The sequence below is a fragment of the Candidatus Saccharibacteria bacterium genome (assembly GCA_016789455.1).
Lineage (GTDB): Bacteria > Patescibacteriota > Saccharimonadia > Saccharimonadales > Saccharimonadaceae > CAIJKY01.
Genome location: JAEUQU010000002.1, coordinates 770,484 through 788,473, shown reverse-complemented (window position 1 = coordinate 788,473; position 17,990 = coordinate 770,484). Strand labels below are relative to the sequence as shown.

The 17,990-nt window shown below is 58.3% G+C and carries 20 protein-coding genes; 17 read left to right on the top strand and 3 right to left on the bottom strand.

All coding sequences use genetic code 11. The features are described from left to right. Window positions 1-5: 5 nt before the first annotated feature. Genes JNJ66_05245 through JNJ66_05230 form a run of 4 tightly spaced genes read left to right on the top strand, consistent with a single transcriptional unit; the run spans window position 6 to window position 3,885 of the window. A complete protein-coding gene (locus JNJ66_05245) occupies window positions 6-1,298 on the top strand; it encodes a polymer-forming cytoskeletal protein (GenBank protein MBL8159840.1) in 1,293 nt (430 codons plus the stop codon). Beyond that, a complete protein-coding gene (locus tag JNJ66_05240; GenBank protein MBL8159839.1) occupies window positions 1,288-1,593 on the top strand; it encodes a DUF427 domain-containing protein in 306 nt (101 codons plus the stop codon). Before JNJ66_05245 ends, JNJ66_05240 begins: the two co-directional genes overlap by 11 nt. A 31-nt stretch (window positions 1,594-1,624) precedes the next feature. Next, on the top strand, window positions 1,625-2,494 hold the full coding sequence (locus JNJ66_05235) for an ABC transporter ATP-binding protein (GenBank protein MBL8159838.1): 870 nt from the start codon (window positions 1,625-1,627) through the stop codon (window positions 2,492-2,494). After that, window positions 2,491-3,885 (top strand): ABC transporter permease, encoded by a 1,395-nt coding sequence (locus JNJ66_05230; protein MBL8159837.1) that lies wholly within the window; start codon window positions 2,491-2,493, stop codon window positions 3,883-3,885. The genes JNJ66_05235 and JNJ66_05230 overlap by 4 nt, the downstream gene beginning before the upstream one ends. Before the next feature lie 116 nt (window positions 3,886-4,001). Here JNJ66_05230 and JNJ66_05225 read toward each other — a convergent pair whose 3' ends face one another. After that, a complete protein-coding gene (locus JNJ66_05225) occupies window positions 4,002-4,439 on the bottom strand; it encodes a hypothetical protein (protein MBL8159836.1) in 438 nt (145 codons plus the stop codon). Continuing rightward, window positions 4,436-4,873 carry a hypothetical protein gene (locus JNJ66_05220; protein ID MBL8159835.1) on the bottom strand — a complete coding sequence of 146 codons (438 nt, stop codon included), beginning with the start codon at window positions 4,871-4,873 and terminating at the stop codon, window positions 4,436-4,438. Before JNJ66_05220 ends, JNJ66_05225 begins: the two co-directional genes overlap by 4 nt. Window positions 4,874-5,006: 133 nt before the next feature. Here JNJ66_05220 and JNJ66_05215 point away from each other — a divergent pair, with 133 nt between their 5' ends. The 6 genes from JNJ66_05215 to JNJ66_05190 all read left to right on the top strand — a co-directional run bounded on the left by JNJ66_05215 (window position 5,007) and on the right by JNJ66_05190 (window position 11,218). Beyond that, window positions 5,007-5,237, top strand: a complete 231-nt coding sequence (locus JNJ66_05215; protein MBL8159834.1) for a prepilin-type N-terminal cleavage/methylation domain-containing protein — start codon at window positions 5,007-5,009, stop codon at window positions 5,235-5,237. Between the two features lie 192 nt (window positions 5,238-5,429). Further along, window positions 5,430-5,858 (top strand): carbohydrate binding domain-containing protein, encoded by a 429-nt coding sequence (locus tag JNJ66_05210; protein ID MBL8159833.1) that lies wholly within the window; start codon window positions 5,430-5,432, stop codon window positions 5,856-5,858. Window positions 5,859-6,046: 188 nt separating this feature from the next. Next, window positions 6,047-8,320 carry a hypothetical protein gene (locus tag JNJ66_05205; GenBank protein MBL8159832.1) on the top strand — a complete coding sequence of 758 codons (2,274 nt, stop codon included), beginning with the start codon at window positions 6,047-6,049 and terminating at the stop codon, window positions 8,318-8,320. Between the two features lie 14 nt (window positions 8,321-8,334). Further along, the gene (locus tag JNJ66_05200; protein MBL8159831.1) at window positions 8,335-9,144 is read left to right on the top strand and encodes a hypothetical protein; all 810 of its coding nucleotides are present in this window, start codon (window positions 8,335-8,337) and stop codon (window positions 9,142-9,144) included. A 119-nt stretch (window positions 9,145-9,263) separates the two neighbouring features. Beyond that, the gene (locus tag JNJ66_05195; GenBank protein ID MBL8159830.1) at window positions 9,264-10,052 is read left to right on the top strand and encodes a hypothetical protein; all 789 of its coding nucleotides are present in this window, start codon (window positions 9,264-9,266) and stop codon (window positions 10,050-10,052) included. 104 nt (window positions 10,053-10,156) lie between these two features. Beyond that, entirely contained in the window at window positions 10,157-11,218 is a 1,062-nt protein-coding gene (locus JNJ66_05190) for a hypothetical protein (protein MBL8159829.1), read from the top strand. Here the strand turns inward: JNJ66_05190 and JNJ66_05185 are convergent. Continuing rightward, on the bottom strand, window positions 11,210-12,865 hold the full coding sequence (locus JNJ66_05185) for an ABC-F family ATP-binding cassette domain-containing protein (protein MBL8159828.1): 1,656 nt from the start codon (window positions 12,863-12,865) through the stop codon (window positions 11,210-11,212). The genes JNJ66_05190 and JNJ66_05185 overlap by 9 nt on opposite strands. 111 nt (window positions 12,866-12,976) lie before the next feature. On the opposite strand from JNJ66_05185, the gene JNJ66_05180 reads away from it, so the two are divergent. The 7 genes from JNJ66_05180 (at window position 12,977) to raiA (ending at window position 17,973) form a co-directional block, all read left to right on the top strand. Continuing rightward, window positions 12,977-13,876 (top strand): prepilin-type N-terminal cleavage/methylation domain-containing protein, encoded by a 900-nt coding sequence (locus JNJ66_05180; protein ID MBL8159827.1) that lies wholly within the window; start codon window positions 12,977-12,979, stop codon window positions 13,874-13,876. A gap of 10 nt (window positions 13,877-13,886) precedes the next feature. Beyond that, a complete protein-coding gene (locus tag JNJ66_05175) occupies window positions 13,887-14,429 on the top strand; it encodes a type II secretion system protein (protein MBL8159826.1) in 543 nt (180 codons plus the stop codon). Between the two features lie 36 nt (window positions 14,430-14,465). Beyond that, window positions 14,466-15,761: a serine--tRNA ligase gene (gene serS, locus JNJ66_05170; protein MBL8159825.1), complete on the top strand. Its 1,296-nt coding sequence runs from the start codon at window positions 14,466-14,468 to the stop codon at window positions 15,759-15,761. 2 nt (window positions 15,762-15,763) lie between these two features. Continuing rightward, window positions 15,764-16,408 (top strand): HD domain-containing protein, encoded by a 645-nt coding sequence (locus JNJ66_05165; GenBank protein MBL8159824.1) that lies wholly within the window; start codon window positions 15,764-15,766, stop codon window positions 16,406-16,408. A gap of 145 nt (window positions 16,409-16,553) precedes the next feature. Then, window positions 16,554-17,054, top strand: a complete 501-nt coding sequence (locus JNJ66_05160) for a hypothetical protein (protein MBL8159823.1) — start codon at window positions 16,554-16,556, stop codon at window positions 17,052-17,054. A gap of 174 nt (window positions 17,055-17,228) precedes the next feature. Beyond that, on the top strand, window positions 17,229-17,408 hold the full coding sequence (locus tag JNJ66_05155; protein MBL8159822.1) for a hypothetical protein: 180 nt from the start codon (window positions 17,229-17,231) through the stop codon (window positions 17,406-17,408). A gap of 154 nt (window positions 17,409-17,562) precedes the next feature. Then, the gene (raiA, locus tag JNJ66_05150; GenBank protein ID MBL8159821.1) at window positions 17,563-17,973 is read left to right on the top strand and encodes a ribosome-associated translation inhibitor RaiA; all 411 of its coding nucleotides are present in this window, start codon (window positions 17,563-17,565) and stop codon (window positions 17,971-17,973) included. Window positions 17,974-17,990 lie beyond the last annotated feature (17 nt).

The following is a 17,990-nucleotide window of genomic DNA, read 5'->3' as shown; positions in this document are numbered from 1 at the left end:
GTAGAGTGAAATTTGCCCGCGCCCGCATCATCCCTATTACCATTCTGGCCGTCACCCTGACGGCACTGCTGGGTGCCGCCTTGGCACCGGCCGCGCGGGCCATCGAATTCCGCGCCGGCGGCAACAACACCACCGTCGATTCCGGCCAGACCGTCGACTCGACCCTGTTCATGGCCGGCAGCAAGCTGGAGATCCGCGGTACGGTCAATGGCGACCTGTTCTGCGCCGGTGAGTCAGTCGTCATCACCGGCACCATCCGGGGTGACGTGCTGTGTGCCGGCCAGCGCCTGGACATCCGTGGCACCATCGAGGGCGATGTGCGCCTGGCGGGGAGTGAGGTGGCGGTCGACGCTGTGGTCGGCGGTAATGTCAGCAGTGTCTCAGAACGTTTCACGCTCAAAAAAGCAGCCCAGGCGACCGACGTCCACGCCGCCGGTAACGAGGTCTATCTCGAGGGCACCGTCCGCCGCGATGCGGCCGTTTCCGCCGGTTCGGCCGATATTACCGGTACTATCGGCCGCAATGTCCGCGCCGACGTCGGTAACCTGTATCTGGGCCCTGGCGCCGTCGTCACCGGCAACCTGGCCTACCGCAGTGCCAGCGAGTACAACCGCGCCGAAACCGCCACCGTCGGCACCGTTAAGTACGAGCAGGCCACTGATGGCCGCAGGCCGTTCAACACAGCCGGTCTGCTGGCTGGCGTGGCGTTGTTCTTCGCGCTCAATATACTCGTGGCAACCCTGCTACTGGTGCTGTTGTTGCCGCGCTTTTTCTACAGTCTTTCCACGTACGGCCGTGAGCAGCCGGGCTGGACCGTACTGTGGGGCGTAGTGGCACTGGCGGCCGGCTTCTTCATACCGATGCTGCTGCTATCGTCGCTCATCGGTGCCGGGCTGGGCTGGACCATTCTGGCCGGCTGGCTGCTGATGATATTTTTGAGCCTGCCGGCCTTCGCGTTTTTCATCGGCCGGTTGCTGATGGGGCGGGTTACTCAGAACGTCTTCCAGTATGCCCTGGTCGGCGCGGGCGTCCTGGTGGTACTGATACTGACCCCGGGGCTCGGTGTAATTGTCACGCTGATCGGTTTCGTCTACGGCAGCGGCATGCTGGCCGGCGAGCTTATGCGCCGCTTCCCGCCGCCGCGCTATACTCTGCTTGACCAGCCACACACCTATGCCGGCCGGCTGGCGCCGCATGATCCACCGAAGCACCCGCCTGTGGAGTCGTCCACCAAGCCCGCCACATCGACCAGTAAACAGAAGCGTAAGTCACGAAAGGACACATCGGATGAAAGCTGAATTCAACGGAACCGTCATCGCCCAGGCACCCAAGGAAGAACTGATATACATTGAGGGAAACTGGTATTTTCCGCCCGACCGCATCACCCGCGAGTACTTCGCGCCGAGCGACCTGCACACCATCTGCCCCTGGAAGGGCGAGGCCAGTTATTATGATGTTTCCGCTGGCGGCCAGACCAGTCAGGGCGGCGCCTGGTATTATCCGGAGCCCAAAGCCGGTGCGCTGACCCGTGTCGGCCAGGACTTTGGCAATTATGTCGCTTTCTGGCGTGGCGTCACCGTCAGTCCGCAGTAATCTATGGCAACAGTCAACAACGAATAGGGGAGTGGGCATGATCGAAATAGACAATCTGGTAAAGACCTACGGCAAGCGGCAGAACGCCTTCCAGGCGCTCAAAGGGGTCAGTTTCGTGGTCGAAGACGGGGCGAGCGTAGCCATCGTCGGCAAGTCCGGCTCTGGCAAATCGACCCTGATGCACGCCATGAGCGGCCTTGACCGTCCGGACAGCGGCCGGGTCATCATCAATGAGCGGGATATCCTGCGCCTGCGGCACCGTAAGGTTGATGAGTTCCGGGCCAAAGAGATCGGTTTCATCTTCCAGTCCTTCTTTGTGCAGGGCAACGAGACCTGCTACGACAACGTCAGCCTGCCGCTGGAGATCGCCGGCGTGCCGCGCCGCAAGCGCCGTGCCATGATCGAGGAGGCCCTGGCCAAGGTCGACCTGGCCGACAAGATCAAGAACAAAGCCCGCAACCTCTCCGGCGGCCAGAAGCAGCGCCTGGCTATCGCCCGGGCCATCGTCAACAGTCCGGGCATCATCTTTGCCGACGAGCCGACCGGCAACCTCGACTCCGCTACCGGTGAGCTGGTAGAGAAGATGCTGTTCGGATATAACCGGCGCGAGGGCGTCACGCTGATCATCGTCACGCATGACCCCGAACTGGCGGCTAAGTGCGACATGCAGATATTCGTCAAGGATGGCGAGGTGGAGCGCATCACCTATCGGGATGAGCTGCCCGAAGCTGCGAAGCCGAAGCCGAAACCCAGGCCCAAGCCACATGTGCCACCCATGAGACAGCTGCCGCCGGACGCGCCGGCGCCCACTCCGCGGCCCGTCGTCCATCGCATCACAGTCAGCGGCCACGAACCGGCACATCACGATGACCACAAACCCGCAAGGAAGATCCAACTATGAAAACACTCGACATCGCCCGCCGCGCCGGCCGCGCCCTGGGGCAGGCCAAGATCCGCACCTTCCTGACTGCCCTGGCCATCGCCGTCGGTGCTTTCACCTTGACCCTCTCGCTTGCTGCCGGCGAAGGTGCCCGCCAGTACGCCGAGCGGCTCATCAGCTCCAATACTGACCCGGCCGAGCTCTTTGTGGCCATTGACCGCAAGATCTTCGGCACCGATACCAGCGGCTTCACGGAGCCGCAGGAGTACGATGAGAACGCCCGTCAGACCGGCGGCCTGACCCTCAAGCAGTTGACCGAGGCCGACCTGACCAGGCTGCGCCAGGTGGATGGCATCGAGTCCGTCTCACCGCGTTATAACGTCACGCCGCAGTTCGTCACCCGGGCTCCGGCGGAAGAGGGCGGCAGCACGGAGGAGTTCAAAAAGTTCACCACTACCGTCGAGTCATACAATCCCGGCCTGCGGCCAGAACTGGCGGCCGGCAGCCTGGGCGATACCAGCAGCCTGCCGCGCGGTGCCGTGCTGATTCCGGATAGCTACGTGCAGGGTCTGGGCTTCGGCTCGGCCGAGCAGGCGGTCGGGCGCGAGGTAGTCGTCCAGCTGCGCCGTGCCGTCGACCTGACGCCGGAGCGCGTCCAGGAGTTTCTGCGCGAGAAAGGCCCTGAAGCCCTGAACGAGCTGCAGCCCTTCGAGACCAGACAGTTCCGTCTCAGCATCAAGGCAGTCACTAAGAAGTCGTCAACCTCGTTGATTGCCACGCCGACACTCTATGTCTCGTCCGCCGATGCCCGTGACATGGCCGACTTCACCACAGAGGGCACCGAGAACTATCGCAAATACATCGTCGCCAACGCCCGCGTCGAAGGTGGCCGCGACAACCCGCAGAAAGTCGCCGACGTCAAACAGGAACTGATAGATAAAGGCTATAACGTCCAGAGTGCCAAGGATGCCCAGGCGGTGCTGTTCCAGTTCGTCAATATTTTGCAGGGCATCGTGGCCGGCTTTGCCGTGCTGGCGGTCATCGCTTCGGTCTTTGGCATTATCAATACACAGTACATCAGTGTGCTGGAGCGTACCAGCCAGATCGGCTTGATGAAGGCGCTGGGCATGCGGAAGTTCGATGTCGGCAGCCTGTTCCGTTTTGAGGCGGCGTTCATCGGGCTGCTGGGTGGCGCCATCGGTATCGGTCTGGCTTTGGCGGCAGGGTACTTTGGCAATCCGCTTATCAATGAGGCGCTTGATCTTGGCGAGGGTGTCAACCTGCTGGTATTCCAATGGGAGCCGATAGCGGTGTTGCTGGCGGCCCTGATGCTGATTGCCGTCATTGCCGGGCTGTTGCCGGCGCGCAAGGCAGCCAAGCTGGATCCGATTGAGGCGTTGCGTACCGAGTAGGGATCGGCACCATGTGGCTCTGTAGCCCTACCGCCGCCACGCTCGAATCGTGTTCAAGCGCATCGGTGGTGCCCGGACCATGCGCCGCTTGGATGCAGCGCATGGTCCGGATGGTATCAGCCGGTCAGATCGCCCAGCAGTGGCCGTAGGTCGGCCTCCAGCTCGGAGAGCAGATCGCTGATGTAGCTGGCCAGCTCTGGCGGCAGCATCGCCAGCAGTACCGACGAAGTGTCGCAGTAGTGGACGCTCAGCCGAAGCCAGGCTGCGGTGCTGTCCGCCTCGACGAAGGCCGACAGGACCAGCCCCCAGCGCTCCGGGTGCTCATCACTGCCGAGCGGAATCAGGCAGAGCTGCCAGATCTCGCTGTACGTCTCCAGGTGCAGGTTCCCGGCCACCTTGACGATGCCTGTGAGGCCATCGTCGTGGTTGCGCCCCAGCCGTTCGCGGACGCGGGCCCAGCGCTCGTCATCGGGTGCCAGCTCGTCGCCGAGGCCGGGCAGATCGATGCTCCGCGCAGCCCACTCTGCGGGGTCGTAGATGCGGTGGTCGGTCATGATTCACGCTCGGTCAGACGCATGAGGATGGGGCGCAGGCCGGCCTCCAGCTCGTCGAGCAGGCCGGAGACGATGGGGGTGGCGCTTTGTGGCACCGTCTCCATCATCACCGTGCCGTCGCCGGGCCGGTCCACGCTGACGCGGAGCCGCATGTCGCCACCGTCCTCGTCGGGCGGCTCGAGCCAGGCCATCAGGGACAGGCAATCCAGTCCTGAATCGCTCTGGTCCAGCAGCGGCACGAGGCACAGCAGCCAGCTGCGGCTGTACGGCGACTCGTCCAGGCCCAGGCCCACCAGGACGGGGGACTGCAGGGCGTCGGTGCGGCCTTGGGCCACTCGGGCCCGGACGTTACCGATTGCCGCATCCAGCAGCGGATCAGTCCCGTCGAAGTACAACGGGATGATGAACTCGGCCCATGTACGCTGGGTGTTCATAACAAGCCTCCTTTAGGCTCGACAGTACGTACTCTTATATTATATCAAAAATAATAACTTTTGTCAAATAATACTGCGGTGCTGTGCCATGTGATAAAATTGAGGCAACTAAGCATATACGGAATACGGGCACATGTATATATCCAGGGTGGGGAGAGGGTCGCGGCAGGGGTTTACCATTGTCGAGCTTTTGATTGTCATCGTTATCATCGGTATTCTGGCAGTGCTGGCCATCGGCGCTTTCAGCCGCTCCCAGGAACAAGCCCGGGCGGCAACCGTCCAGTCTGACCTGAAGGCATCAGCCAAGCAACTGGAGCAAGCCAAGGCCGACACGGGCACGTATCTACGGATGCGTATTGCCTGACCGCCAACAACGGCTCATCGACCTACAAGGTCACTAGTGAGAACCGCAGTGCCGCCACTGGTAGTTGTCCGGGACACGGCATCGGTGGCGTTCCGCCGATTACTAACCTGGCGATCAATCCGGCACTTGCTAACACCAGTGGCAACTACAACTCAGCCGGCTCGGTATCCGGCTCCAACCGTGTGGCGGTCGGTGACCTGCCTGGCTTTGCCCTGGGCCTGGCAGACCAACACCACGGCTTCCGCCGACCGTATCTATCATTCGTCCGGCTCTGGCCTGACCACCGGCCAGCAGTATACTGCTAGTGTCTGGGCCAAGCTGTCGGCAGTGGGTGTCCCGATAGCTTTGCAGGCCGCAGATTCTGCCGGCACCAACTATCTCACCTCTAGCAATGTTAACTCGACAGGCGGCTGGCAACGGCTCTCAGTCACGTTCACGGCTAATGCGGGCAGCTGGCGCATCGCCGTCCGTCAGCAAGCTGCTGCGACCGGCGTCCTCAGCATGACCGGTGTCATGCTGACCGAAGGCGTGACGGTACACGGCTATGCTGACGGCAACGCCGCCAACTGGATATGGAATGGGACGGCGGGGAGTTCGACTTCGACGGGGCCGGCGCTGTAGTTTATTAAATATTCATTATAGTAAATTTACTATTTTGCAATAAAATTTTATAATTGTTATCCATGCGCTCAAAAGGCGTGAACCTTCATAGACTATCCTCATGAAAGGGGAGAGACGTGCTGCGGATTCCGCACTACGACGTGCCTGAGTACCCACGGCTACAGATGGGAAGGGGTCGAAGTGTCCACATGCTCGAGATAGTCGACTTTCTCAAATGGGTCATCAAGCGTGACCGCCTGGAGATTGCCGACTACTTCCAGCAGATGGGCCAGGACCCATTCTTCCTTGTGGCCGCGACTGGCCTCGGGAAGACTGTTGGTGTGCCAGTGCATGCGCTGCTCCGGCAGCTGCAGCGCTCTGGTGCAACTGCCGACGATCCGGTTGCCGTCTGGGTGGTTGAACCGCGTATTCCTATCGCGGTCGACCAGCAGGCGTTCATGAATTCGCTCTGGCAATCCTACCGGCAGCATAAACGCCGACAGGGGAAGCTGGCGCTGTTCGGGTGCATCACATCGGTCAGCGGTAACGTCAACCGTGATGCGCCCATCAAGTTCGTCACGACTGGCATCTTCGAGATGCTTGCCAAAAACGGAGAACTCGACCCACAGCGTGACCGCGTCATCATCGATGAGGCACACGTGACGGTCGAGCAGAATCCCGGCGTCGAGCTGGGCATCGCCCTGGCTCGTGCGGCGGGCGTGACAGTTGACTACATGTCGGCTACCGTCGACACGTCAAATCTGTCGGACGCGCTTGGTGTTACCAATATCATCCGCGCCGACAAGTCACGCTTCAATGTCTGGAAGAGCAATCTGCTGGAACCGATGGACAAGGCCATTGTCCCATTGGTCGAGGCAACGCTCATCAACCCAGATCCGACGAGCCGGTACTTTCCGACGCCAGAGTATGCCGATGCTGCTGCCGTGCATGCCGCCGTCTTCGAGACGGGGCGATCGCATGGCATGCTGGCGGTCATCAACTCGTTTGCCGGCAGCCATAGCGATGCACGTAAGATCGCCAAGCTGCTGAACCAGGCGTTTCCGCAACTGCCCGTGCTGCTTTTGGCTGGCGAAGTCGTCCGCGACGACCGCCGACTGGAGGCATTCAAGGCCGAGCTGGCCGCCATTGAGGCACGCCAGCAGAACTACGTCATTATTGCCACTAGCGTCGTCGAGATGGGGATAACCTTCCCGACCCTCGACTTCGTGGTGACGATGGACAGCGGGTACGACCAGGAGACCATCGGTGAAACGACCTTCCCGGTCGTGGCGCCGCTCGGTGTCAATTCGCTCCTGCAGCGGATTGGTCGCGTCGGCCGCCGTCGGCCCGGTATCGCCTACATCACTCACGAGGTGGGGGCGGACTATGCCGAACTGGAAGATGACGAGCTGAACCGGCCCGGAGCCTTGCGCTACGAGGCAATCCGTTTCCCGATGGCCAGTGCTTCCATGCTGCCGCTGGCGTTCTACGCCTGCAAGCAGGGCTGGACTGACGTGACCGGAGAGGTGGCGCGCCTGCGTCTACCCTCCGGGCTACATGTCATGCCTGACCGTATGGCTTATCTGCTTGAGCAGATTACCATGCTGGAATCGCTTGGCATTGCCGAGGGCGGCTCGCTGACGGAATTCGGCCGGCGGATGGAGCAGTGGATCGGACGGGCCGACCTGGCCTATGCCACCACGCTACAGCGCCGGCTCGAAGAAGGTGCCAGTCAGGCGGAACTTTTGTTCTGGCTGGTGGCAACCACTTTCAGTACCACGCCGGTTGCCACACTGTGTCCCCAGCACAGCTACTTCGTGGACTACGATGGCCAGCATGCCGAACTTCCACATGCCGTGGACGTTTGGAGTGGCCACGACCATGAAGACCTGGCACTATTTGCCATGCTGGCGAAGGTGTCGGCGCTGATGCCGGGCCACTTTTGGAACAGCGGCAAAGCGGCAGATCCTGACGACGAACTCCGTCTGATCGGTCTGTGCAATGCCTCTGGCGTGGACGGCCGCAAGCTGCTGAAGGCCGCCAGGGCTATTCAGGAGATGTGGCAGGTGCTGCGAACTGCGAATGACGGCAATGAGACGATTCGTTCGTTCTCGCCGTCGGCGGTCGATTGGGCTGAGTGCCTGAGCTTGCTCGATGTAGCGTCGGCTCATCGGCAGCTGGCTGAATTGCCAGGTGTGACGCGAGTCGCGCTGGCATTCAACGAAAGCCTCGGTGCTTTCGAGTGGCAAGAGTTGGACGGCGAACGGCAGGGAATTGTCTCACAAGAGGATTCGCCTATCCGACTCGCCGACGGCGAAGTGCTGGCCAGGCTCGTTCCCGGTCGCGACCGCGATTCGGGCGAGACATCCTGGCGGTTGTCACACCTCGGTGCCCAGCCGCCACAACCCGTCGCCGAACCAGAGCCAACAGGCTTGCTGGCACGCGCCGGACGGCTGTTCCGTTTTCGCCGCACCGCCGACTAGAAGGGAGCCGCATCGTGACCGACCGGCCGGTGCAAGTGTACCAATGCGTGGCTGCCGGGCACCTGATGCCCAGCAGAGACTTTGATGCCGCACCCAAAGAGTGGTTCACGGCCAAGGGCCTGAGCACTCCGAAGTACTGCGGGCACTGCAGGCAGATCATGGGCAATCACCGCGATCGCACGATTGCATGCGTGAGTTGCCAAGACCCGATCCCGCTCAACGGCAAGTACATGATCACGTACCACAAGCACGTGGGTGTGTACAAAATTCCCGAGCAGTGCGTGCCATGCAAAGAAGGCAAGGCGAAACGTGTACGGCGCGGTTCTCGTCCAAAGCGAGAGCTGCGCCGTAGGGCGGTCGATTTGCAACAGGATCGGTTTGGAGGTTTGCCGGAAGGCAGACCTCCGCAGCCGTTGCCGGTAGAAACTGATATTAGTCAATATCAGCACCGACTGTCTCGCGGCGAAACTCGGGAAGAGCATATCGAACGCCATATACTGTTGGCTCCTGGCTCAAAGGTGGGGCAGATAGAGCCCGGCAGGACTACCGCTACCTCCGAGAGTGCTTTGTTCGCGGATATCCGAAGCGTACCTGATGCGCTGAAGAGGGTCGAGGTTGCCGTTAGAGAGGTGGGTGCCGATGTGACGCGTGAATACTTGCTGCCACGTGGTAGAATTGCAAGAGTGTTCCTGGTGGATGATTCCATAGAGGTTACATTCTTGGATCCTCGCCCGGACGGCAAGTATGAAGTTGTGTCATCTTACGACAATAACACCTTGCAGGCAGTACGCAATCTGGCGCGAGGCCACAGGCCCAACCTATAGAAGAAAGGAAGGCTCCCGTGAAAGATCAGGATACGAAGCAAAGCGAACTGCTCGATGAATGGCGTCGTGCTCATCCTGGAGTGAGCTGGGAGGTGCAAGACCGCATTCTTCGATGGGTTATGATGGAGACTGCCCCTCACGAGGTGCAAACAGTCCTGGACTTCCTCGAGGACTGGCTTGCTGGCGGTGGTGCCACGCCCGACCCCATGCAACCCCTGGGTGCTTTCGGGCGTCTCTGCTATCAGCTTCGCGATTGGCAGCCGCCCATCGTAGTCCAAGCTGAAGAGATGCAGCGCTGGCATGATGCTGGCTTCCTGATGACGCGCGAAGACTTCGACCAGCCGCTCGCCGACATGGAATCCGGCTTCCTTGAAGTCGCACGGGCCGACCCTCAGCGCGTTGTCGACCTCATCCTGGAGCATCTGGGGGAGATGGTGGCAAGGATGCGCGAAACCGCATCCTTGCCACTCAGCTTTTATGTTCCGAGGGAGATTGATGAAGAGGATTGGATGGAAGGTGAGGCATGGGCTGAACAAGAGCAATTCGACCGCCCCTTCTCCCTCGCCGAACGCCTCCTCTGCTTCAACTGGGGCCTCGAGAAAGCCCGCGCCACCGCCATCACGGCCCACGCGCCGGTCATCGGCCTGCCGAACCGTGAGCTGTTCGAAGAGCTGTCGCGCATCAAGTCGCACGACATTCTGCAAGCCCTGCGCGATGTCGAGCCGCAGCAGCGTGCCATTCTGGAGCACTTGGCTGGCCAGGGCTACTACGAGCTGGCCGATCCGCTGGCTCCGCAGGTCTTCTGGTGGCGGCACTACCGTGCCAAGCCGACGCAGAAGCCGCAGGAGCGTCCACCCCGCCGTGAGGATCAACGTCAACGAGGGCGCCGACCGCGCCCGACCAGTTGACGCGACAAGTCTATGAAGAAGAGCCCGTTTCCGGCGATCCCGGGGCGGGCTTTTCTCATACTCGGACTATGTTGTATAGTGCCCTTATGAACTCTTCGAGCAGTATGTCAAAACGTCCTTTAGACCTAGACCTGATTCTTCCTTGCAACGCTGCATATGCGCCAGAGTATATAGTTGGTCATAAGGAAAACTATTTGCTTGTGCTGTACGACTGCCCCGATGACTATAGTTACTACAGTGTAAAACAAATTATCGACAGGCTAGAGGTGGAAGCAAGCGATATAGAGCGCCTTGTACTCGATATGAGACAAAGCGGCTTTAATCGTCAGTGCTGCACCGAGCTGCTCAATAAGTATCACGGCAGGCCATATGCTTGGCTTAGGCGTTCGAGTCCTCTGCACAATTACTACTATGTTTTGACTATGCCGGAGCTACGAGCTGCAGAGGTGGCACTTATAATGCTGCAGCTACCAGCTTATAACATGGACGTTAGAGACATCAGAAGAAGAGTGGATGACGCAAAACAAAAAATATGGGTTAACTTGCCCGACTTTTATAAGGGCCATCAAGATCCTATGCTTAAGCCATTGAACTACGAAGCAGCTAAGCCATACCCGAATACTTTTATTCTGGAGAAGATGCAGGATAATGGTTTCCGTACTAAAAAACTTGGACATTATGCATGGATGTATGAACTAAGCAAGGGATATTTTTCACGCAAAAGTGAAGCTGCAGAAAATTTTAGAGTTATAAATAACAAATATAGTTGCAAGTTGGTAAGTCAATCTGGCGCTGAATGCATTTACGGCGGTGAATATTATTACTCCGATCCGTATACGCCGATTCCTAACTTTGTGTTTGATGTAATGACCAATAACGACGCTGCCTATATGCTGTACGACCTTGAGGGTGATGACCACTACATTATGACTGCACCCGGCAAGAATAATCAGACCGTCAGGGTGCTTATATTCAGTAACTATTTGTTGACTGATGAGGGTAAAAAAACATATAAAGATATCGAAAAGTTTATGTTTAAAGGCACGTTTAATAGGTGGCAGTTCTGCCAAGAAATGCTCAAAGTGTACGAAAATGACTATATGACAGAGATGGCACTGGCACATGAAATAGGAAGTGCGTGCAAAAAAGTTGAAGAACTAATGTGATTGCAGCGTCACTGACTCCCCACCAATCCTCCCCGCAAAATAACTATCATGACTCACATACAACAACGCCCCATGATAATCGCCCAGCGCATTCTCCAGCTCCTCAATCGAAGGCAAGTCCAAGTGGTTCGTCGGCTCATCCAAAATCAGCAGGTTCGGGTCATTGGCCAGCATCCGCATCAGCTGCAACCGCGCCTTCTGCCCACCGGATAGCTGGTTGACCGGCAGTTCGCCGTCGCTATGTGGGTTGAACAAATAGTTGCTCAACAACGCCTTGATCTTCTCGTCAGTAATCGCAATGCCCAGCTCCGTATGGATATGCTCGATGGCATCATGCAGCCGCATATCCAGCAGGGCAGGGTTGATCTCCTGGTCGTAGACGCTCAGGCGCAGCTTGGAATCATTAAAAATACTGCCGCCGCGCCACGTGTCAGCCCGCCGTCCGCCGGCCGCCGCTACGATGGCCCGCACTAAGGTCGATTTGCCGGCACCGTTGCGCCCCACCAGTTGCAGCCGGTCGCCATGCCCCAGACGGAAGGAAAGCGGCATGAAGAGCGGTGCATCGCCGTAACTCAATGTTAAATCTTCAACTTTCAGCAGCTCCCGCGCATCCTCGCCGGCCTCCGGCTTAGTAATCCGTATATTCTTAGCCTTGTACTTTTCGTAATTTTCGCTGGCGCCCTTCTTGAGCCCGGCAGCAGATTCCCGGTCAATCCAGAAGCTCGGCTTCTCAATCTTCTCCAGCTCCTCCAGCTCGGCCATGGCCTGCTGCTCGCGCCGCTTGAACTGCTTGATGGTGTCGGGGTCGCGGGCACGCTCCTTCAACCGCCGGAACTGGATGATCTTGGCTTTCGTGTTGGTGATCTGCCGGCTGGTCACCTCGTAATCATGCATCTTGGTGGTGGTCGAGACGGCATTCTGTTTGAGGTACGCGTCGTAATTGCCGCGGAAGGAAAGGGCGCCGCCATCCTTCATCTCAATTATCTTATCCACGTGGCGCAACACGTCCCGGTCATGGCTGATGACCACCACGGCATGGCGGACGGCCTTCAGCCACTCAATAAAAGCTTCTTTGGCAATGTAATCCATATGGTTGGTCGGCTCATCAATCAGTGCGATGTCGGCATCGGCATGCTCGATCCGCACCAGCTCCACAAACCGCTTCTGGCCGCCGGAGAGCAGACGCATCGGCATGCGGGCCTTGGCCTCATCAATCTGGTAGGCGTCCAGGCTGAGCAGCACGTCCGTCTCGATGGTGTAGTAGCCCAGGCTGGAAAAGTGCTCCAGGGCGTTGGTGTAAGCCTCGATCTTGCGCATATCCTCGCCCATATGTTCAGGATAGGTATCGATGATGTGCTTCAGGCGGCTGTAATCCGGCAGGTTCTGCAGAATATATTCTACGGCCGACTGCTCGCCCACGTCATGGTGTTCCTGCTTGGTAATGGCGATGCGGATGCCGCGCTTAAAACTGATATCACCCTCAAAATCACCGTCCTCACCGGTCAGCAACCGGAACAGGGTCGTCTTGCCGACGCCGTTACGGCCGATGATGGCCGTCTTCTCATTGGCCTCCACCGTAAAACCAAGCCCGGCGAACAGTTCCTTGTTGCCGATGGTCTTTTTTTCGATGTCGATGGAGAGTAGCATTGCACCATTGTAACAGATGAGGGTGGGGAACGGCACAAGTATTACGAACTATTTCACGTGAAAAGCAATGCGTGAATACTTCATTATGCTTATGGTAAGCTAGGGCTAATCATGCGCGTACGTTCTCTCAAGTCGGGCTTCACTATAGTTGAACTTCTAATTGTCATCGTGGTGCTTGGTATCTTAGCGGTCATCGCCATCGGCGCCTTCAGCAACTCCCAAAAACAAGCCCAGGACACCGCAGTGAGATCCGACGTGCAGGGTGCCGCCAAGGCGATGGAGACGGTCTACGCCGACACCGGTTCATTCCCGACGCAACTCCCAAGTACCGTTAATACTTCACCGAATGTCGGCCTGTCGCTCAGCACTACCGGTAGTAGCGACAGTTTCTGTATCAACGGCCACGACATTACCAATGCGAATGTGCGCTGGTTCTATCAGAAAGGGCAGGGCGCTAAAGCGGGTAGTTGCACCGGCAGCACCATCCCACTGAGCGAGAAAGGCATTCCTGCCAACCTGGTGACAGACTCCAACTTCACTAATCTGAGTGCGTCCGGCTGGTGGCTGAACATCCAAGGTGGCACAGCGGGCGTCACGTTGGCGACCCGGCCGGGCCAGGCGGGCGATCCCGACCCCTCGCGTCCAGTGCTGACCGTCACCAATACCACGTCCAAGACGGTAAGCTGGGCGATATTGAGCACCCCGCAATTGCTCCACTCATCAATCCTGAATGGCGACCAGATAGAGCGTTCCTACTACGTCCGCAAGATTGGCGGCTTTACTGGCGGCACTAGTATCTTCGGTATCATGGACAGCAACGGCACCAATACGACGATCTCAAATGGCTCCCATCTGAATACCAACACTACCTGGACAAAGGTCTCCGGCACTGCCACGGCCCAGCGCAATGCTACTAGCGGCAACAACGTCTATCTGTCGATGAATACCGGATCATTCACCGCCACGGGCTGGACATTGGAATTCCAGGATATACAGGTGAATAAGCAATAGGATGGGCAAGATGAAAAACGCACGAGGGTTTACTATCGTGGAGCTGCTCATCGTTATTGTGGTCATCGGTATCTTGGCGGTCATTGCCATTAGTACCTTCGGCAGCGCCCAGGTCCGGGCTGAGAACACCAAGACCGCCGAAGCGGTCAAATCGTATATCAAAGCCATCCAGGCGTACAAGGCCGATAATGGCACGTACCCGATCGCCTTCAACACCTGGCCGTGTATCGGCGCCAACGCCATCAACGACTGTGCCCGCATTAGCGGCGCCACCACATGTTTTGGCGCCGGTGGCACCGGTGTCAATGCAGCCTTTGACGCTCTGGTGCAACCGTACCTTGGCAGCACCAAGCCTGAAATCAGTAATCAGCAGATGAACTGCGGCGGATCGATGTTTGCCGCCGGATACTACGAAAGCACTGCCACAGGCACTAGCGGTCAGATTACTTTTTATCAGAAGACTAATGTGCCGTGCTCCAAGCTCGGCGGCGTCTCCGATACTGGCCGCGCCCAGAGTGACGACACGACGGTCTGCTATCTATACTTCAACTAGTGCCAAAATCCACACCCCCGTTGTATAATCAGTCGCATGTTAGACATACGATTCATCCACGACAACGCCACGCGCGTGCAAGAAGCCAGTGAGCAAAAAGGGTATAAGGTCAATATCGCCGAACTGCTGAGTATCGACGACAGTCGCCGCGACCTGTTGGCTTCGGTTGAATCGCTCCGTCAGAAGCGCAATGAGATTGCGGGCTCCATGAAGGGTGGCAAACCATCTGCGGAACTTGTTGAAGAAGGGAAGCGTATCAAAGCTGAACTGGCGACGCAGGAAGAGGAACTGCGCGCCATTGACGAGCAATTCTTGAAACTATTGAAACAAGTCCCGAACATGCCGATGCCTGACGTGCCGGTCGGTGCCAGCGAAGATGAAAACGTCGTCGTCAAGACGGTGGGCGATAAGCCTGAGTTCGCCTTTGAGCCCAAGAGCCACTGGCAATTAGCAGAAGCCCGTGACTGGATCGATAAGGAACGTGCCGCCAAGGTGGCAGGTGCCCGCTTCGCCTACGTAAAGGGCGAGCTGGCCTTGCTGTGGCTGGCGGTCGTCAACTTCGGCGTCAGCGTTCTGACCAATGAAGAGACGTTAAAGAAAATCATCGCCGATGCCGGCATTGACGTACCAAGCACGCCATTCCGTCTGGTCTTCCCGCCGGCCGTCGCCAAAACGGATGTGTATGAGGCCACCGGCCGTCTCAACAAAGAGGAGCAGACGTACAAGCTGGCCGATGATGACCTCTGGCTGAACGCCAGCGCCGAGCACACCCTCTGCGCCATGTACTACAAAGAGATTCTCGATGAGGCCCAGCTGCCGCTGCGCTATGTCGGCTACACCACGGCCTTCCGCCGAGAAGCCGGCACCTATGGCAAGGACACCGAAGGCATCTTCCGCCTGCACCAGTTCGATAAGCTTGAGATGGAGAGCTTTACGACGGGTGACACATCCCTGCAGGAGCACTTCCTGATGATTGCCATCCAGGAATACCTCATGAGCCAGCTTGGCCTGCCATACCAGGTGCTCAACAAGTGCACCGCCGACATCGGCAAACCCAACGCCCGTGGTGTCGACATCGAGGTCTGGCTGCCAAGCCAGGGCAAGTACCGCGAGACGCACACTGCCGACCTGATTACTGACTATCAAACCCGCAGTCTGCAGACGCGCGTCCGCCGCACTGGCGGAGAAGTCGAGCTGGCGCACACAAATGACGCCACCGCCTTCTCTCAGCGTCCGCTCATCGGAATTCTTGAGAACTTCCAGAACGAAGACGGCACCGTGACCGTGCCGGAGGTGCTGCGGCCGTTCCTGGGTGGCCGCGAAGTATTGTAGTCATGTACCAGTTTGAGTTGCCACCGCGCTATGAGGACTGTTCGGATATGGCGCATATGGCTTTGCAGCTGGCGCGCCTTTCTTCGCGGCTTGCCCTTGAGGAGCGCACCCTGGTGAATCATCCGACCGGCCGCGCCGAGAACGTCGCGGAGCATTCGCATATGTTAGCGCTGGTGGCGCCGGCCATCGCGGAGGCGTTCTATCCTCAACTTGACGCCGGCCTGGTGTCCCGTTTTGCCACCGTGCATGATGTGGTCGAGGCGTATGTCGGTGATACGACGACCCACAAGATCACAGAAGAAGAGCTGAAGCTCAAGCAGGAGCGTGAAGCGAAAGGCTTGGAGCAGTTGTTGATAGAATATAGCTGGTTGTCTAATTTTACGCGGCTTGTCGAACAGTACGAGGCCCAGGAAATACCGGAGGCCCGCTTCGTCAGAATCATTGATAAATGGATGCCTATCCTAGTGCATTTTTCCGACGGCGGCAAGACTTTGAAAGAGTATGCGTCTAGTGGCGAGCTTAAGAATAATATCAGTACGAATGCCAAGCGGCTTACGGCAAAGTACCCGGAGTACGAGGAGCTGATTGCGGTGCGCGCCGAACTGTCCCGGTTGTCGTCCAGGCATCTGCTGCAGACTGAGCTTTGAATCAATACGGAATAACTCTGCTATTGACATTTAATACAAAATTATGCATAGTATAATAATTCTCCTGACTATTTACTGAGTTTGGGAGTGGACAAGGTAGCTCGCCACCCGGCAACTACCCCGCATCACACGAAAGTGGAGCATCATGATCAAGAAGTTGGTCGTCATCGAGGCAGCCCCCGATCGCATGGTGGAGGCTGTGCGCCACCACGCAGCCACTGAGGGCATCACGCTGGTGGTGGAAGTGCTCGACAGCGAGCGCATCGCCGCCATGGCGCGCAAGATCGAAGGCTTCGTCGCTGAGACCGGCGACGAGGCGTACCTTTCGCGGCTCCCGATCGCCGAGATGGCGCGCTCGCTGGCCGCCGTCGACGACCTGGGCGCGCTGTACGGCCTGCTCTCGCCCTACCACCACGGTGAAGGCGAGGCGTCGTGCGACTGTCCGTCGCGGCTGGTGCTGCAGGGCGAACCGTTCTGTGAGCTGGCCCTGGCCACCATGGTCCTGGCCGCACTCGCCGAGAAGGACGGGCGGGACCACGTCGAGTGGTACGGCAACATCCTCGCCAACCGGGACCTGTGTGGCTTCGCCTTCCGCTTCGTCGGCGGCAGCTACGACCTAGCATGGGACGCTGGCGTCGCAGAGTGATCTGAACATGCGGGACGGGCGGCGGCTACCTTGTCGCCCTACCTTGACGCTGGTCTATTATGTGATATACGAGCGCCATGGCAGGGTATTCTGACCACTTCATGGGCATTGCTTGGCGCACCAGTAGGTAGTCAGGATGTTTTGACAAAGAACACCGACAGAACAGGACAGACAATGCACCTCCTTGCTCTCTGCGACCTGGATCCCGATGTCTCCCGTGCCATCATCATCGATGCCGAGGGGCGCGGCATCCCCCCCGAAGGTACTGACCGGCCACCGCGCCAGGAGTGGTTCAGCGGTTCCTGGTACGACGGAATCCCCGGGTACTTTCTGTACCGCTGTCTGCCTGTCTAGGCCGGCATTCGTCGAGCAGTCCGCTGCAAAAGGGGCGGTACGGCCGAGCGATGTTCTTTGTCGCTCAACCCCGATGCTTGTCGCTGTGACGAGCGGCGAGGTTGAGTGTGACTTATTTCATACTTCTTTAATGTCCCGATAGTATAATGGAAGCATGATAAGACAGATCGACATCACCGGTATCAATCTCGACCTCGGGGACGATTTCAAGCGGTATGCTACCCGTAAGATTGGCCGCCTGGAACGCCTCATCCCGCGCCAGAACCGCGGCGATAACCGCGCCGAAATACGTGTTAAAGAGGTGAACGAGAGCCACGGCAACAAATACCGCGTCGAAGTCATCCTGCATCTCCCTGATGAACAGATTTCCGTCCAAGACAGTACCATGAACATGTTCGCCGCCCTTGATATCGTCGAGGAGAAGCTCAAGAACTGCCTACATAAGTACAAGGACAAGCACAGCAACCGGCCGCGCATCCAGGGCGGCGGTATCTTTGGCCGCTTCAAGCGCCAACGCGAACAGAGTGATTCAGGGGTGGGGACTGAAATGGCCGAAGTCGAATAGCCACATCTGCCGCTCCA

What these genes read in the sequence shown, in the direction of transcription:
- JNJ66_05240 (MBL8159839.1), top strand. Translation starts at nt 1,288, where the DNA reads ATGAAAGCTGAATTCAACGGAACCGTCATCGCCCAGGCACCCAAGGAA.
- JNJ66_05230 (MBL8159837.1), top strand. Translation starts at nt 2,491, where the DNA reads ATGAAAACACTCGACATCGCCCGCCGCGCCGGCCGCGCCCTGGGGCAG.
- JNJ66_05225 (MBL8159836.1), bottom strand. Translation starts at nt 4,439, where the DNA reads ATGACCGACCACCGCATCTACGACCCCGCAGAGTGGGCTGCGCGGAGC.
- JNJ66_05220 (MBL8159835.1), bottom strand. Translation starts at nt 4,873, where the DNA reads ATGAACACCCAGCGTACATGGGCCGAGTTCATCATCCCGTTGTACTTC.
- JNJ66_05215 (MBL8159834.1), top strand. Translation starts at nt 5,007, where the DNA reads ATGTATATATCCAGGGTGGGGAGAGGGTCGCGGCAGGGGTTTACCATT.
- JNJ66_05205 (MBL8159832.1), top strand. Translation starts at nt 6,047, where the DNA reads ATGCTCGAGATAGTCGACTTTCTCAAATGGGTCATCAAGCGTGACCGC.
- JNJ66_05195 (MBL8159830.1), top strand. Translation starts at nt 9,264, where the DNA reads ATGATGGAGACTGCCCCTCACGAGGTGCAAACAGTCCTGGACTTCCTC.
- JNJ66_05190 (MBL8159829.1), top strand. Translation starts at nt 10,157, where the DNA reads ATGTCAAAACGTCCTTTAGACCTAGACCTGATTCTTCCTTGCAACGCT.
- JNJ66_05185 (MBL8159828.1), bottom strand. Translation starts at nt 12,865, where the DNA reads ATGCTACTCTCCATCGACATCGAAAAAAAGACCATCGGCAACAAGGAA.
- JNJ66_05180 (MBL8159827.1), top strand. Translation starts at nt 12,977, where the DNA reads ATGCGCGTACGTTCTCTCAAGTCGGGCTTCACTATAGTTGAACTTCTA.
- JNJ66_05175 (MBL8159826.1), top strand. Translation starts at nt 13,887, where the DNA reads ATGAAAAACGCACGAGGGTTTACTATCGTGGAGCTGCTCATCGTTATT.
- serS (MBL8159825.1), top strand. Translation starts at nt 14,466, where the DNA reads ATGTTAGACATACGATTCATCCACGACAACGCCACGCGCGTGCAAGAA.
- JNJ66_05165 (MBL8159824.1), top strand. Translation starts at nt 15,764, where the DNA reads ATGTACCAGTTTGAGTTGCCACCGCGCTATGAGGACTGTTCGGATATG.
- JNJ66_05160 (MBL8159823.1), top strand. Translation starts at nt 16,554, where the DNA reads ATGATCAAGAAGTTGGTCGTCATCGAGGCAGCCCCCGATCGCATGGTG.
- JNJ66_05155 (MBL8159822.1), top strand. Translation starts at nt 17,229, where the DNA reads ATGCACCTCCTTGCTCTCTGCGACCTGGATCCCGATGTCTCCCGTGCC.
- raiA (MBL8159821.1), top strand. Translation starts at nt 17,563, where the DNA reads ATGATAAGACAGATCGACATCACCGGTATCAATCTCGACCTCGGGGAC.